General features: G+C 62.9%; 15 protein-coding genes and 1 pseudogene. 13 read left to right on the top strand and 3 right to left on the bottom strand.

What is annotated here, in order from left to right; translation table 11 throughout:
• On the bottom strand, window positions 1-880 hold an 880-nt coding region (locus WA904_RS04930), incomplete at its 3' end, for a sigma-54-dependent Fis family transcriptional regulator (RefSeq protein WP_425196009.1).
• Window positions 881-1,082: 202 nt separating this feature from the next.
• Between WA904_RS04930 and WA904_RS04925 the strand changes: the two genes are divergently transcribed.
• The 13 genes and pseudogenes from WA904_RS04925 (at window position 1,083) to WA904_RS04865 (ending at window position 12,646) form a co-directional block, all read left to right on the top strand.
• Window positions 1,083-1,550, top strand: coding sequence for a (2Fe-2S)-binding protein (locus WA904_RS04925; protein WP_425196008.1), 468 nt, complete (start codon window positions 1,083-1,085; stop codon window positions 1,548-1,550).
• Between the two features lie 87 nt (window positions 1,551-1,637).
• Complete coding sequence (locus WA904_RS04920) at window positions 1,638-4,016, top strand: xanthine dehydrogenase family protein molybdopterin-binding subunit (protein WP_425196007.1); 2,379 nt, start codon at window positions 1,638-1,640, stop codon at window positions 4,014-4,016.
• A 24-nt stretch (window positions 4,017-4,040) separates the two neighbouring features.
• Window positions 4,041-4,832, top strand: coding sequence for an FAD binding domain-containing protein (locus WA904_RS04915; RefSeq protein ID WP_425196006.1), 792 nt, complete (start codon window positions 4,041-4,043; stop codon window positions 4,830-4,832).
• A gap of 116 nt (window positions 4,833-4,948) precedes the next feature.
• Window positions 4,949-5,860: an AAA family ATPase gene (locus WA904_RS04910; protein WP_425196005.1), complete on the top strand. Its 912-nt coding sequence runs from the start codon at window positions 4,949-4,951 to the stop codon at window positions 5,858-5,860.
• Between the two features lie 190 nt (window positions 5,861-6,050).
• Entirely contained in the window at window positions 6,051-7,235 is a 1,185-nt protein-coding gene (locus WA904_RS04905; RefSeq protein ID WP_425196004.1) for a vWA domain-containing protein, read from the top strand.
• Between the two features lie 59 nt (window positions 7,236-7,294).
• Window positions 7,295-7,873, top strand: coding sequence for an SRPBCC family protein (locus tag WA904_RS04900; protein ID WP_425196003.1), 579 nt, complete (start codon window positions 7,295-7,297; stop codon window positions 7,871-7,873).
• 37 nt (window positions 7,874-7,910) lie between these two features.
• Window positions 7,911-8,990, top strand: a complete 1,080-nt coding sequence (locus tag WA904_RS04895) for an XdhC family protein (protein WP_425196002.1) — start codon at window positions 7,911-7,913, stop codon at window positions 8,988-8,990.
• Between the two features lie 257 nt (window positions 8,991-9,247).
• The gene (locus WA904_RS04890) at window positions 9,248-10,027 is read left to right on the top strand and encodes a hypothetical protein (protein WP_425196001.1); all 780 of its coding nucleotides are present in this window, start codon (window positions 9,248-9,250) and stop codon (window positions 10,025-10,027) included.
• Between the two features lie 68 nt (window positions 10,028-10,095).
• Entirely contained in the window at window positions 10,096-10,347 is a 252-nt protein-coding gene (locus tag WA904_RS04885; protein ID WP_425196000.1) for a hypothetical protein, read from the top strand.
• 5 nt (window positions 10,348-10,352) lie between these two features.
• Window positions 10,353-10,715, top strand: a complete 363-nt coding sequence (locus WA904_RS04880) for a DUF4262 domain-containing protein (protein WP_425196010.1) — start codon at window positions 10,353-10,355, stop codon at window positions 10,713-10,715.
• Between the two features lie 140 nt (window positions 10,716-10,855).
• Window positions 10,856-11,311, top strand: coding sequence for a GNAT family N-acetyltransferase (locus WA904_RS04875; RefSeq protein ID WP_425195999.1), 456 nt, complete (start codon window positions 10,856-10,858; stop codon window positions 11,309-11,311).
• Between the two features lie 346 nt (window positions 11,312-11,657).
• Window positions 11,658-11,924, top strand: a pseudogene (locus tag WA904_RS04870) (hypothetical protein); the annotation flags it as partial.
• A gap of 65 nt (window positions 11,925-11,989) precedes the next feature.
• On the top strand, window positions 11,990-12,646 hold the full coding sequence (locus WA904_RS04865; protein ID WP_425195998.1) for a DUF6064 family protein: 657 nt from the start codon (window positions 11,990-11,992) through the stop codon (window positions 12,644-12,646).
• Window positions 12,647-12,816: 170 nt separating this feature from the next.
• On the opposite strand, the gene WA904_RS04860 is transcribed toward WA904_RS04865, so the two are convergent.
• Both WA904_RS04860 and WA904_RS04855 read right to left on the bottom strand, forming a co-directional pair.
• Window positions 12,817-13,458 carry a hypothetical protein gene (locus tag WA904_RS04860; protein ID WP_425195997.1) on the bottom strand — a complete coding sequence of 214 codons (642 nt, stop codon included), beginning with the start codon at window positions 13,456-13,458 and terminating at the stop codon, window positions 12,817-12,819.
• Window positions 13,459-13,469: 11 nt separating this feature from the next.
• A partial coding sequence (locus tag WA904_RS04855; protein ID WP_425195996.1) for an SDR family oxidoreductase occupies window positions 13,470-14,193 on the bottom strand: 724 nt, incomplete at its 5' end.

The following is a 14,193-nucleotide window of genomic DNA, read 5'->3' as shown; positions in this document are numbered from 1 at the left end:
AGCCCAGGGTGTCGCTTTTGGCGGCGTCAAAGAACATCTCGTAAGGCATGGCAAACAGCTCGCTGCAGTGCACGGCTGCCGGCCCGCTGGCCTGAAGTGCGGGCACCATTTGCCGCGCGGCCGGGTTGGCGCCGCTGACCCAGCCGTCCGGGTCCACACAGACCAGGCCGTCCGAGTCTTCGCCCAGGCACTGGCTGGACCAGTTCAGGCGGATCAGCAACTCGTGCGGCCGGCTCTGGATCAGCGCGTTTTCAATGCTGCGCGCCGACTGCACGACCAGGTGCTTGAGTTCGGGGCGCTCCACGGTGTCCACGCCGGTCAGGTCCAGCATGCCGGCGCAGCGGCCATCGGGGTCGAACAGCGGCGCGCCGGCACAGCTGTAGGCTGAGTTGGATGTAAAAAAATGTTCGCCGCGGTGCAGCCAGACCGGCTGCAGCTCGGTCAGTGCCGCGCCGATGGCGGTGGTTCCCACGCGTTGTTCAGACAGGTCCACCCCGATGCGTGTGATCAGGTTGGCGCGGGGATCGCGCCGGTCGATGGCACCGTTCACGTCCACCACCACGCCCTGCGCATTGGTCAGGATGGCGAAGTAGCGTGTGCTGGCGATCGCCGCGCCGAGTTTTTCCAGTACCGGCCGTGCAGCCTGCACCAGCACGTGGTTGGCTTCCTCGGTGCGGCGCAGGGCCTGCGCCGGGAGCACATCGAAGCTGATGGGCTGTTCGGGTGTTTGTCCGCTGGCCAGGCAGCGCCGCCAGGAGCGTTCTATCCACGGCTCGGCCAGCACGCCGGACAGGTTTTTGCCTTCCTGCAGCACCGCCTGGCGGGCATGCGCGATCTGCTGCAGGCGTTGCTCGGAGGAGGGCGGGAGGACGGACAGCATGGGTATGGAAATGCGGAGGATGCAGCCTACCAGACCTGCCGCGGACGCGTTGGCCTGCGTGTTTGGCGGGGAGTGTTCCATTTTGAGAATTTCACCGGGCTTTGGCAAGCTCCTAGGGTTTTACCTAGGGTTCCCAGGGGGCACCAATTCAACAATGACTGGTTCATCCGTAGCCAAACAACAGCCATCAGGAGACAAGCCCATGCAAGTTCAGCTCAAAGTCAACGGCAAGGCAAAAAGTGTCGAGACGCCCCCCAATACATTGCTGGTGCAGGTGCTGCGCGAGCAGCTCCAGCTGACCGGCACCCATGTCGGCTGCGACACCGCCCAGTGTGGTGCCTGCACGGTCATCATGAACGGGCGTGCCGTCAAGTCCTGCAATATCCTGGCCGCCCAGGCCGAAGGTGCGGACATCACCACCATCGAAGGCCTGGCGGCGGCAGACGGCACCATGCACCCGATGCAGGCGGCCTTCAAGGAATGCCACGGCCTGCAATGCGGCTTCTGCACGACCGGCATGGTCATGAGCGCGGTGGACCTGTGCAAGCACCACCCGAAGGCCAGCGAAGGCGAAATCCGGGAGCTGCTTGAAGGCAACATCTGCCGCTGCACTGGTTACCAGAACATCGTCAAGGCGGTGCAGCAGGGCGCTGCGGCCATGGCGACCTGAACCGGCCGATCAGGCCTCACGGTTTCTGTCGGCACCGCCGTTCCGCGGGCTGCCAGGTTTCTCCCTTCCATTTTCAGGAGTACACACATGGGTGCATCCGATTTCGTCAACCTGCCAAACATTGGCACCTCCGTCCGCCGCAAGGAGGACTACCGCTTTCTCACCGGTGGCGGGCAGTACACCGATGACATCACGCTGGCCAGCCAGAGCTATGCGGTGTTTGTCCGTTCGCCGCATGCGCACGCGAAGATCAACAGCATCAACACCGCCGCCGCCAAGGCTGCACCGGGCGTGCTTGATGTGTTCATCGGCGAGGATGTGGCGGCCGACAAGATCAACGGCCTGCCTTGCGGCTGGCTGATCACCAGCACAGACGGCACCCCGATGAAGGAGCCGCCGCATCCCATCCTGGCGCAGGGCAAGGTGCGTTATGTCGGCGACCATGTCGCCATGGTGGTGGCCGAGACGCAGGAGCAGGCGAAAAATGCCGCCGAGCTGGTCGAGGTCGACTACGACGTGCTGAGCGCCGTGGTCCGCGTCACCGATGCGGCCAAGGCCGCCGCCCTGCACGATGCGGCGCCGGACAACCATTGCTACAAATGGGCGATTGGCGACAAGGCCCAGGTTGATGCGGTGTTTGCCAAAGCGGCGCATGTCACCAAACTGGACCTGACCAACAACCGCCTGGTGCCCAACGCGATGGAGCCGCGCGCCGTCATCGGTTCGTACAACCGCGCTTCGGACGAATACACGCTGTATGTGTCCAACCAGAACCCGCACGTCGAGCGCCTGCTGCTGACGGCTTTTGTGATGGGCCTGCCCGAGCACAAGGTGCGTGTGATTGCGCCGGATGTCGGTGGCGGCTTCGGCTCCAAGATCTATCTGTATGCCGAAGATGTGTGCCTGACCTGGGCCTCGAAAAAGCTCAACCGCAACATCAAGTGGACGGCCGACCGCAGCGAGGCCTTTGTCAGCGATGCCCATGGCCGCGACCATTCCAGCCACGCCGAGATGGCGCTGGACAAGGATGGCAAGTTCCTCGCGCTGCGGGTGCACACCGACGCCAACATGGGCGCCTATCTCTCGACCTTTGCGCCGGCGGTGCCGACGATTCTGTACGCGACGCTGCTGGCCGGCCAGTACACCACGCCGCAGATTTATGTCGAGGTCGATGCCTGGTTCACCAACACCGCGCCGGTCGATGCCTACCGCGGTGCCGGGCGGCCCGAGGCGACCTATTTGCTGGAGCGGCTGGTCACGCGCTGCGGCTGGGAACTGGGCCTGGCGCAGGACGAAATCCGCCGGCGCAACCTGGTGAAAGACTTTCCCTACCAGACACCGGTGGCGCTGCAGTACGACGTGGGCGATTTCCACGCGCTGCTCAAGCGCGGCAACGAGCTGGCCGATGTGGCGGGCTTCGAGAAACGCAAAACTGCCTCGGCCACCAAAGGGCTGCTGCGCGGCATGGGTTACTCCTGCTATATCGAGGCCTGCGGCCTGGCGCCCAGCAACATTGCCGGTGCGCTCGGCGCGCGCGCCGGCCTGTTCGAGTGCGGCGAGGTGCGCGTGCACCCGACCGGCAGCGTGACGGTGTTCACCGGCTCACACAGCCATGGCCAGGGACACGAAACCACCTTTGCGCAGGTGGTGGCCGCGCGCCTGGGCATCTCAGTGGACCAGGTGGATGTGGTGCACGGCGACACCGGGCGCGTGCCTTTCGGCATGGGCACCTACGGCTCGCGTTCGCTGGCCGTTGGCGGCACGGCCATCATGAAGGCGCTCGACAAGATAGAGACCAAGGCGAAAAAGATTGCCGCGCACCTGATGGAAGCCAGCGATGCCGACGTCGAGTTTGCCAACGGCGAATTCACCATCAAGGGCACCGACAAGAAAGTGACTTTCGGCCAGGTCGCGCTCACGGCCTATGTGCCGCACAACTACCCGCTCGACAAGCTCGAGCCGGGCCTGAACGAAACGGCGTTTTACGACCCGACCAACTTCACCTTCCCCGCAGGCACCTACATCTGCGAGGTCGAGGTCGATCCCGCAACAGGTGTGGTTCGGGTGGACCGGTTCACGGCCGTCGATGATTTCGGCAACATCATCAACCCGATGATTGTCGAAGGCCAGGTGCATGGCGGCCTGGTTCAGGGCATCGGCCAGGCGCTGCTGGAAAACTGCGTGTACGACCCGGAATCCGGCCAGCTGCTGACCGGCTCGCTGATGGACTATGCGCTGCCGCGTGCTGACGATATGCCCACTTTCAAGCTGGACACCTTGTGCACGCCCTGCAGCCACAACCCGCTGGGTGCGAAGGGCTGCGGCGAAGCGGGCGCCATCGGCTCGCCGCCGGCGGTGATCAACGCCGTGCTCGACGCCCTCAAGCCACTCGGCGTGATCGACTTCGACATGCCGGCCTCACCCAGCCGCGTCTGGGAAGCCATCCAGTCCGCCAAAAAGCAATAAACAATCCTCCAAGGAGAAACCACCATGTATGCATTCACCCTGGAACGCCCGACCTCCCTGGCCGCTGCCGCAAAGCTCGCCGCTGCCGGCGCCAAACCACTGGCCGGTGGCCAGACCCTGCTGGCATCGATGAAGCTGCGCCTGTCCAGCCCGGACCAGCTGGCCGACCTCGGCGGCATCAAGGAACTGACCGGCATCAAGCGCGAAGGCAATGCTTTTGTCATCGGTGCCATGACGCGCCACATCGACGTGTCCAACAATGCTGAACTGAAAGCGGCCCTGCCGGCGCTGGCCGAGCTGGCCGCCCACATTGGCGACCGGCAGGTGCGCGCCATGGGCACGCTGGGCGGCTCGGTCGCCAACAACGACCCTTCGGCCTGCTACCCGGCGGCGGTGCTGGCGCTGGGGGCGACCATTTTCACCACCTCGCGCAAGATCGCCGCCGACGACTTTTTTCTCGGCATGTTCTCCACGGCGCTGGAAGAAGGCGAACTGATCACCGCCATCAGCTTTCCCATCCCGAAGCGCGCGGCCTACATGAAGTTCAAGCAGCCGGCCTCGCGCTTTGCGCTGGTGGGCGTGTTTGTGGCCCAGTTCGACGCCGGGGTGCGCGTGGCTATCACTGGCGCGTCCAGCGGCGTGTTCCGCCACAAGGGGCTGGAAGCGGCCCTGAGCAAAAGTTTCACACCGGAAGCTGCGGCGGCTGTCAAGATCGATGCGACGGACCTCAACAGCGACATCCATGCGACGGCCGCCTACCGCGCGAACCTGATCAGCGTGCAGACGCAGCGCGGCGTGGCGAAAGCGCTGGGTTGAGCGGCCGCGAGCGGCGGAGCAGTGCTTTGCAAGCGATTTAGGCTTCCAGCCCTTTATGCTTGGGCGCAAGCAGCTCCTGAATTGATAGCGTTTGAAGCGCAGGCTAAACTGACCCGATGACACCTTTTCCCACGATTGATGCCCTGATGCAGGCGCTTCAGGGCGCCGGCTACTTTGCCGACCGCCGGCTGGCTACCGCGGTGTTCCTGGCGCTCAAGCTGCAGCGGCCCTTGCTGCTGGAAGGCGAACCCGGTGTCGGCAAGACCGAACTGGCAAAAGCGCTCGCGCTCGCGCTGCAGCGCCAACTGATACGCCTGCAGTGTTACGACGGCCTGGAGCAGCGCGAAGCCCTGTACGAGTGGAACTACGCCGCCCAGCTGCTGCACATGCGCGCCGTCGAAGGCCATAGCGAAGGTCAGGAAAATGTCGACGTCGAGCGCGAGGTTTACCAGCACCGTTACCTGATCCGCCGGCCGCTGCTGCAGGCCCTGCAGACGCCCGAGCCCGGCGCGGTGCTGCTGATTGACGAGGTAGACAGGGCTGACGAGCCTTTTGAAGCCTTTCTGCTCGAGTACCTCGGCGAGTACCAGGTCAGCATTCCGGAAATCGGTACGGTGCAGGCCGAGGTGACGCCAGTGACCATTCTCACCAGCAACCGCACGCGCGAACTCCACGATGCCGTCAAGCGCCGCTGCCTCTACCACTGGCTCGACTACCCCGACCGCGAGCGCGAGCTGGCGATCGTGCGCGCCCAGGTGCCGGAAGCAGGCGTGCAGCTCTCGGCCCAGGTGGCGAGCTTCGTGGACCGGCTGCGCCGTTCACCGTTTGGCAACGCCTTCCAGCGTGCGCCGGGCATTGCCGAAAGTGTGGAGTGGGCGAAAGCGCTGGTGGCGCTCGACACCCTGGTGGTGGACCCCGAGGTGGTGGCCGATACCGCAGGCATTCTGTTCAAGCAGCGGGAAGACGTGGCTGCGCTGACGCATGAGCTGGCGGTGGAGCTGCTCAAACCTGAAGAAGCAGGCGTATGAACTGGACTGCGTAAATGCAGGGCCATTTTGCAGGGCCATTTCCCGCAGAACTTCGAACGGTATCCGTTGTGACAAATACCGGGGATTTCTCTTTACCAGCAGGGGCCGCGGATCTGGCTCTGCCAGTCCGCAGGCGCAGCGCCCCCTCGGGGGGCAGAGAGCTACGCGCAGCGAGCGAACGTGGGGGCCTATGCTCTTAGGTGACGCCCGCAGCGGCAAACTTGCCGACAACATCGCCGGTTTTGGCCGAGCCCTGCGCCGCGCCGGCGTGAAAGTGGACAGCCAGCGCATCGCCCTGGCCAAGGAAGCCGCGCTCGCCGTCGGCATCAGTGAAAAGGAAGACCTGAGCGCCGCCTTTGAAGCCGTGATGGTCAGCCGCGAGCAGGACCGCATGGTGTTCCGGGAACTGTTCGACGTCTACTTTCAGGACCCGAAAGTCGCCAACAAGCTGCTGGCGCAACTGCTGCCCAGCGCCGAAGGCCAGGCCGAGCCCAGCAAGCGCCGCCCGCGTGTGCGCGAAGCGCTGGCGCCGCAGAAAGCTTTCGGCCAGCAGGCCCAGCCCAGCGCTGAAGACCGGAAAGTTGAGTTCGACGCCGCCATGACCGCCAGCGACATAGCCCGCCTGCAGCATGCCGACTTCAATGCACTCTCTGCCACCGAATACTGGCTGGTCGAAAGGCTGGCGCGCGACATCAAGCTGCCGCTGCCCATGTTTGCCTCGCGGCGCAGCCGGCCCGCCACCCAGGGTGCGCGCATTCACTGGCCGGGTGTGATGCATCACGCGGCGCGCACCGGCGGCGAGCTCATGCGCCTGCCGCGGCTGCAGCGGCGCGAGCAGGCCCTGCCTTTGCTGGTGCTGGTGGATGTATCGGGCTCGATGGAGCGTTATGCCCGCCTGTTGCTAGCCTTTTTACATGCAGCCACGCGGCGCCACCCGCATCGCGATGTGTTTGCCTTCGGTACGCATCTGACCGATCTGACGCCCGCTTTTCGCCAGGCCGACACCGACGAGATGCTGGCCCATGCCGGCCTGGCAATAGAAGATTTCGCCGGCGGTACCCAGTTGGGGGCTTCCCTGGCCAGCCTGCGCGAACACCATGCGCGCCGCCTGGTTGGGCGGCGCACCATCGTGCTGATCATCACCGATGGCCTGGACACCGGTGAGCCAGCCGACCTGGCGCGCGAGCTGGCCTGGCTGCGCCGGCGCAGCCGCCGACTGCTGTGGCTCAATCCCTTGCTGCGCTTTGACGGTTACGCGCCGCTGGCGCGCGGCGCGGCGGTGCTGCATGCCCATGCACACGGCATGCTGGCAGTACACAACCTGTCTAAGCTCGAGGAACTTGCGGCCAGCCTGGCCGCTCTGATGAAGAAGTAAATCTCTGTTCGGGCAAGACGGATTCAAAGACAAATCGAGAACCAGAAAAAGGAAAACACATGGACATGCAAGGAAGCCGTCAACTGGCTGTGACGCAACAACAAGCCTGGGATGCGCTGAACGACCCCGCCGTGCTCAAGGCCTGCATTCCCGGTTGCGACAAGGTCGAGGCCACCGGCGAGAACCAGTACGCCATTGCCATGGCCTTGAAGATCGGCCCGGTCTCCGCCAAGTTCACCGGCAAGATTTCGCTGACCGAAATGAACCCGCCCGCCAGCTACAAACTGTCGTTTGACGGGCAGGGCGGTGTCGCCGGTTTCGGCAAAGGCAGCGCCGCAGTCACGTTGACGCCCAACGCCGAGGGCTGCGAGCTGTCCTACACCGTACACGCTTCGGTGGGCGGCAAGGTGGCCCAGCTCGGCCAGCGCCTGATCGACGGCGCGGCCAAGTCCATGGCCGAAGATTTTTTCAAGCGCTTCGACGAGGAAATGCAGCGCCTGCATCCCGAAAGTTATGCCGCGAAAATGGTCATGGGTGACGTCACCGCGGAGCCGGCCGCTGGTGCGGGCATCCCGGTATGGGTGTGGACCGTGGGCGCCGCCGTGCTTGTCGCCGCCGCTGTCTGGCTGGCGCGTTGAGCGGCACGTCCCGCAGAACGGAAAGGAAAGAGAGATCATGGAAAACCTCGACGTGATGGTCTTGCGCACCCTGCGCGACTGGCGCCAGGCGGGCAAGCGCGCCCTGCTGGCCACGGTGGTGCGCACCTGGGGTTCGTCACCGCGTCCGGTCGGCTCCATCATGGCGCTGTGTGAAGACGGCGCCGTGGTCGGCTCGGTGTCAGGCGGCTGTATTGAAGACGACCTGATTTACCAGCATACGCAGGCCTACGCCTCGGCCGCTTCCGGCGGCAGCAGCAAAGCCATTCCCTCCGGCCCGCCGGGCTTTGTCAAGTACGGCATCACCGCCGACGAAGCCCACCGTTTCGGCCTACCCTGCGGCGGCACGCTGGAGCTGCTGCTCGAATACGACCCCGACGCCAAGGCGCTGGCGCAGCTGGTCAGCGCACTCGAAGCCGGGCAACTGATGCAGCGCACGGTACGGCTCGCAGATGGCGCGGTCACCCTTGACGAAGCCAAGGCGCCGGCGGAGCTCAGTCTTTCGCCCGTTGAGCTGGTCAACACCTTCGGGCCCGAATACCGCATGCTGCTCATAGGCGCGGGCCAGTTGACCGAATACCTGGCGACCATGGCCCTGTTCAGCGGCTTTGCCGTCACCGTGTGCGACCCGCGCGAGGAATACCGCAGCGCCTGGTCCGTGCCTGGCGCCAAAGTGCTCAGCGACATGCCTGACGATGTGGTCATCGCCTTCAAGCCGGACAGGCGCAGTTGCGTGATTGCCCTCACGCACGACCCCAAACTCGACGACCTGGCGTTGCTCGAGGCTCTCAATACCGACGCGTTCTACGTCGGCGCCATCGGTTCACGGCGCAACAACGAGGCCCGCCACCAGCGCATGGCCGAACATTTCGATCTCGAGGAATCCGCCCTGGCCCGCCTGCGCGGGCCCATCGGCATCTACATCGGCAGCAAGACCCCGCCGGAAATTGCTGTCAGCGTCATGGCCGAGGTGCTGGCCGTGAAAAACGGCGTGACGCTGCCGCGCGACATGGAAGTGGCACAGGCCAAGAATGAGCGTGCGGTGGTGGAGAACGATGCAGAAGGACTGGTATGTGGCGTGGCCCGTGTGTCGTCCTGAGCCGGCCCATTGAAATTCTCAGGCGGTGCAGTTCTTGAGACGGGGCATTTCACTGCGGACGTCCGGCGCTTGCTACCCCTCGTCGCACAATCGGAGGAGGCGATCAAGACCGGGCCGGCCTAGAATGCCACCTGCCGAGTCAGCGGCATTTAATTCGCGTCGGAAAAACTTGCATCCGGGCGTGCGCAGCACGGCCGCGGATGCAGCGCCGGTCCATTGCGAAACCGTCAATTCAGTAACTTGTCATGGAAGTCCCAATGAGCGTACGCCTGGTTTCGATTTCCCGCCTTCTGGTTTTTACTTTCTGTCTTGGCTTGCTGGCTGGTTGTGCGCCGGGCGTACCCCTGCTGAAACAGCTTCAAAGTGAAAATATCCAGAGGATTGCTGTTTTTGTGGAGGAGGGGCCTTTCCAATACACCGTTCCGACCTTTGCGGAAGCTCCGTATGTCGGGGGCGGCGCTGCAACCGCCCTCTTTGGCGTAGTTGGCACCCTCAGTGTGCAGATGCGGCTCAATCAGGCGAATGCAGCGCTGAATACCGCTGCAAAGGCGCGCGGCCTGACGCTCAACCATCGCCAGGCATTTGCCGAGTTGCTGGTTCAACGTCTCCGGGAGCGGGGAGTGATTGTGGACCTGGTGCCTGCTGCGTATGGCAAGGGACTTCTCACGTCCAATCGGTTTTTCTTTCAACCTTCTGTTGCTGCAGTGCAAAAACTACCCAAGGATTTTCCATCGTTTTATCTCACGATTGACTTTGGCAGTTGCACCATGGGAGTAGTCACTCCGTGCATACGGTATTCGCTGAACTCTACGGGTGTGGTGACATCCCCTGGGCCTGTGCAGAAGTACACAGGCTTCTCCCTCATCGAGCCCAATCTCTGGGACCCGGTGCTGTCGTCAGACGCCCGCCGGTTTGCGAGCGTTGAGGACGCTGTGACCCGGATTGCAGAGTTTGATGCCGCACTTGCCATGCTGTCACCGAAAGCGGCAGAGAGCCTGGTGAAGGGACTGGAAAGGGGCAGGGAAAAGCCCAGATAGCCTGGTTGGCAAAAAGGGCTGAACAGAATTCACAGCGATGACGCGCGTGTCGCGTCAAGTTACACCTCATGGACTTGCTTTTCAGAATCATCGTGGACATCGTGCTGGCCCAGACCGGCCGCTTTGTTGTGTGGGTCGCGACGTTTGGTCGGTGGCGGGCCGAGCGGTTTGAAGAAGGGGAGGCGGAAGCCTATGCGCCGGAAGCAGGCTTGTATTTCAAGCGAGGTGGGCAGTACGTCCTCACAGCTATTGCTTGTGTGTTCGCCGGATTTGTCTTCTATCTCGTTTTTTTTCTGCTCGTGTATGTGCTCTCCCTGTGAAAAAAATGCGCTGCATCGTGGATGCGAATGTCTGCGAGATGCGTCCGCAAAAAACTGATGCCCAGCCTTTTGATCGAGAGGGACGCAGACTCATGAGAATCACCGCCAAAAAGCGCGCCGCCAACGACAAACGTGTCGCCGACAACATTCAGGCGTACGGATGCCACGTGATCAGCGTCTTCGATCCGGAGGAAACCGAGCCCTTCTTTTCATACTCCGTCGGTATTCAGGAGACAAGCGGTGTCCCGGAGGCCATCGTTGTCGGCCTGAGACCAAACCTGGGTGGTTTCGTGATCAACGAGTACAACCGCCAGACAAGAGCGGGCACCCGTTTTCAGCGAGGCGTCCTGTATCCCGGGTTTTCTTGAAGGATTCGAGGTCTACATCGAGCCAGTTCGCCAGAAGCGCCTGGCCGAGTACACCCTCGGGTGCGACCGCGCCATGCACATAACCATAACGAACTCGGCGCCTCGGTCGCTTTGGGCGTGTTCAACCGCATCGAGATAGCATGAAAATTGAAGCTGATGATCTGACCCGGCCGGAAGTCATTGCACTTCTCAACGAGCACCTGTCGAACATGCACGAGCTGTCGCCGCCCGAGAGTGTTCATGCGCTTGACGTCACGAAGCTTCGAAGCCCGGACATCACCTTCTGGACGGTCTGGGACGAAGGTGTTCTTCTTGGCTGCGGCGCACTGAAAGAGCTTTCGCCTTCCCACGGCGAGGTCAAGTCGATGAGGACCCCGCAGGCGTTGCGCCGCAGGGGCGCGGGCCGCGCGGTCCTTGCTCACATCATCAGCGTTGCGGAAGATCGAGGCTACAGGCGCCTGAGCCTGGAAACCGGCTCTATAGACGCTTTTGTGCCAGCCCAGAAGCTTTACGCGAGCTTTGGTTTTTCCACGTGCGGTCCCTTCGGAAGCTACGTGGAAGACCCGCACAGCGTGTTCATGTCACGGGAGCTATGACCACGTGAGGCCTCACCGCTTGCCTTGCGACCCAGGCGGAGCCCGAGGGCAAGCATCGGCAGCTGTTTTTTTTCATGAAAAAGGCCTCCCAGCCGTTATTCCACGGGCGCAAGCAGCTATAAAAGGCATAGCGAGTGCAAAGCCTACCTGCGCGCCATGTCGGGAACGACTGACATACGGCGCTCCCCACACCGTCGATACGACATCGGCGACCTTGCCGTTCTCAATAGCGCTGTTCACTTGCTCCGGTCGCTGGGGTAAGCTCTTGAAAATATGAATTTCGAAATGCTTCAGTCGCTTTGTTCTGCCGGGCGCAGTGTGATTCCGTAGATTTGCGGAAGTCGAACCCTATCTCACAGGCTTCCTCACTATCAGAGATAAGGTCTCCGCTCATACGGAAGTTCACTTAGTGGCGGACAAGTACCAGTTCGTGGATATCGGCACCTTGGGTATCAAATGGTCAGACATGAGACAGGCCATCGAGACGATGCAGTCTCTCGTCGAAGATTTGGGTCTAGTTATCAGGAATGCTGGCTTTGCTTGGGAAGTCCTTGACAGGCAGTTGGTCAAGGCGAGCAAGGAATTTTGGTTGGTGCCCGGAAGTGGTGCTTAACCAATCACTCGAATCGACGTCTAACGGCGCAGCTCAAGTAAAACGTTTAGCAATAAGGAGCCACTATGCAGCTGCCCTTCACCAATGAGCAGTTCTTTGGCGTATTCCGGCTGTACAACAGCACCGTCTGGCCGGCGCAGGTTTTTCTTGTCCTGCTTGCAGTGCTGGCCATCGTCTTCATTGCGCTTCGGCGCCTCTGGTCCGGCGCGGCAGTGTCAGCCGTTCTGGCTTTGCTCTGGGTTTGGCTTGGCGCCGCCTACCACCTGGCGTTCTTTGCGCGCATCAATCCTGTGGCCTACGGGTTCGGCGCGCTGTCCATCGCCGGAGGTCTTCTGTTCGCCTGGCACGGCGTGATTTGCCGCCGCTTCGAGTTTGCTTTTGACAGGAGCTTTCGTACGGCTCTCGGGATAGCCCTGCTCGCCTTCGCACTCGTCGTTTATCCCGTCTGGTCCACGCTGGCAGGGCATGGGTATCCTGAACTGCCCACCTTTGGTCTGCCGTGCCCCACCACCATCTTCACGATCGGTGTGCTTGCACTCGCGTCGGGCGCGCGCCTGCGCGCAGTCCTCGCTGTGCCCATTCTTTGGTCCCTGGTGGGTGGTCAGGCCGCCTTCCTCCTGGATGTCAAGCCCGACCTCGGCCTGCTCGTGGCCGGTGTCGCAGCGGTGGGGCTGTTTATCTGGCCTGCTCGCGTCCGGGAAACCTCGTCCACCAGCGCGTGAAACTGAAGGGCCATCCCGCCACGCAAGCGGACACGCCCCGGCGCAAGTCGCCAACCGCGCCCGCTTCACCGTCCGGTGTGGCGCCAAGTGCAGTCATGCATTTCTTGAGATAAAAAATGCCTCTAGCCCTTGTACCACGGGCGGCAGCAGCTATCAAAGGCAGAGCAAATTCACTTGTTCAGTTTCGCCAGCAGCACCTGGATTTCCTGCCGACGACCGCTGTCGGCCAGTTCGCGGCCCGGACGCGGCGGGGCCTTCAGTGCGGCTTCGAGGTGGGTGCGGGCTTCGGCCTGGCGGTCGCGGCCGAGCAGGTACTCGCCGTAGAAGAAGTTGGGGTCGATGCCGGTCGGGTTGATGGCCAGCGACTTCTTGAAAAATTCTTCAGCCTTATCCTTGTTGCCAAAACCGATCGGCCAGCCCGGCACCTGGGCATAGAGCGTGGCCAGGCTGGTGTAGGCGGAACCGCTGAGCGCCTTGTCGTTGAGCTTCAGCGCTTCCTCGAAGCGCAGCTTGGCTTCCTTGGCCAGCGACAGCGCGCCCAGGCCGCCTTTGGCGCCGGCTTCGCTGGAGACCACGATGCCTTCCCAGGTCAGCGCCTCGGCGCTGGCGGGGTTGGCCTCAACGATCTTGTGCGCCTGCTGCGCCAGGGCGTGGTACAGCTCGGCCTGCTGCTTTTCCGGCTTGCTGTATTTGATCTCGGCCCACTGGTCCTGGATGGGGTGTATCAGTTCTTCCGGTGTGGCCGCGGCGGCAAAGCCGGCGAAGGAAAGCAGCAGGGGAAGGGCGAGAACGGAGCGTAAAACGGGGTGCATGAAAAGTCCTTTCAGTGCTGTTCAGAGGAGGGGGCGTGTTGCTTGATGATGGCCAGCTGGCCGGCCAGGCCGCGGTCTATCAGTGCGGGGGCGAAACCATTGAGCCAGGCAAACAGGCGTTCCGGAAAACCGAAATGGTGTTCACCCTTGCCGTGGCGCAGGGCCGCGACAATCTGCCGCGCGACGGCCTGGCTGCTGTCGCTGTTGTTCTTCAGCGCGCGGTTGAGCTGGTTGACAGCTTCGGTGTTGAGGGGTGTATCAATGACGCGCGGTGCGATGTGGATGACCGCTACCGGGGTGTCGGCGAGTTCGCGGCGCAGTGCCTGCGAAAAGCCGCGCAGGCCGGCCTTGGCCGCCGAGTAGGCGGCAAAGCCGGGAAAGGGCAAGCTGCCGAACATGGACCCGACGTTGACAACGGCGGCTGCCGGCTGCGCCTTTAGCCATGGCAGCAGGGCCTGCGTCAGGCGCAGCGGCGCCTCGAGGTTGGTGGCCAGCACCTGTTCGACGGTGGGCCAGGCCTGCTGGTCGAACAAACCAAAAGCGCCGACGCCGGCATTGTTGATCAGTACATTGACACCGAAGGCGCGGGCGGCGGCGTTTGCTGCGGCGATGCCTTCCGCCGTGGTCAGGTCGGCGACCACACTGTCGGCCTGCGCGCCTAGCTCGGCTTTGATGGCGGCCAGCCGCACCGCGTCACGGCCGGCCAGCAGGACGGCGGCGCCGGCACCCGCCAGC

It is taken from the genome of Polaromonas sp., from assembly GCF_049790275.1.
Classification (GTDB): Bacteria; Pseudomonadota; Gammaproteobacteria; order Burkholderiales; family Burkholderiaceae_C; genus Polaromonas.
Note: the sequence above shows the minus strand (reverse complement) of the source record. Positions and strands in the feature narration are given on the sequence as shown.

Excerpts from the sequence above, each read along its gene's own strand:
- WA904_RS04910 (WP_425196005.1), top strand. The coding sequence starts at position 4,949 with ATGACACCTTTTCCCACGATTGATGCCCTGATGCAGGCGCTTCAGGGC.
- WA904_RS04915 (WP_425196006.1), top strand. The coding sequence starts at position 4,041 with ATGTATGCATTCACCCTGGAACGCCCGACCTCCCTGGCCGCTGCCGCA.
- WA904_RS04865 (WP_425195998.1), top strand. The coding sequence starts at position 11,990 with ATGCAGCTGCCCTTCACCAATGAGCAGTTCTTTGGCGTATTCCGGCTG.
- WA904_RS04900 (WP_425196003.1), top strand. The coding sequence starts at position 7,295 with ATGGACATGCAAGGAAGCCGTCAACTGGCTGTGACGCAACAACAAGCC.
- WA904_RS04875 (WP_425195999.1), top strand. The coding sequence starts at position 10,856 with ATGAAAATTGAAGCTGATGATCTGACCCGGCCGGAAGTCATTGCACTT.
- WA904_RS04925 (WP_425196008.1), top strand. The coding sequence starts at position 1,083 with ATGCAAGTTCAGCTCAAAGTCAACGGCAAGGCAAAAAGTGTCGAGACG.
- WA904_RS04920 (WP_425196007.1), top strand. The coding sequence starts at position 1,638 with ATGGGTGCATCCGATTTCGTCAACCTGCCAAACATTGGCACCTCCGTC.
- WA904_RS04905 (WP_425196004.1), top strand. The coding sequence starts at position 6,051 with ATGCTCTTAGGTGACGCCCGCAGCGGCAAACTTGCCGACAACATCGCC.
- WA904_RS04860 (WP_425195997.1), bottom strand. The coding sequence starts at position 13,458 with ATGCACCCCGTTTTACGCTCCGTTCTCGCCCTTCCCCTGCTGCTTTCC.
- WA904_RS04890 (WP_425196001.1), top strand. The coding sequence starts at position 9,248 with ATGAGCGTACGCCTGGTTTCGATTTCCCGCCTTCTGGTTTTTACTTTC.
- WA904_RS04885 (WP_425196000.1), top strand. The coding sequence starts at position 10,096 with ATGGACTTGCTTTTCAGAATCATCGTGGACATCGTGCTGGCCCAGACC.
- WA904_RS04895 (WP_425196002.1), top strand. The coding sequence starts at position 7,911 with ATGGAAAACCTCGACGTGATGGTCTTGCGCACCCTGCGCGACTGGCGC.
- WA904_RS04880 (WP_425196010.1), top strand. The coding sequence starts at position 10,353 with ATGCGCTGCATCGTGGATGCGAATGTCTGCGAGATGCGTCCGCAAAAA.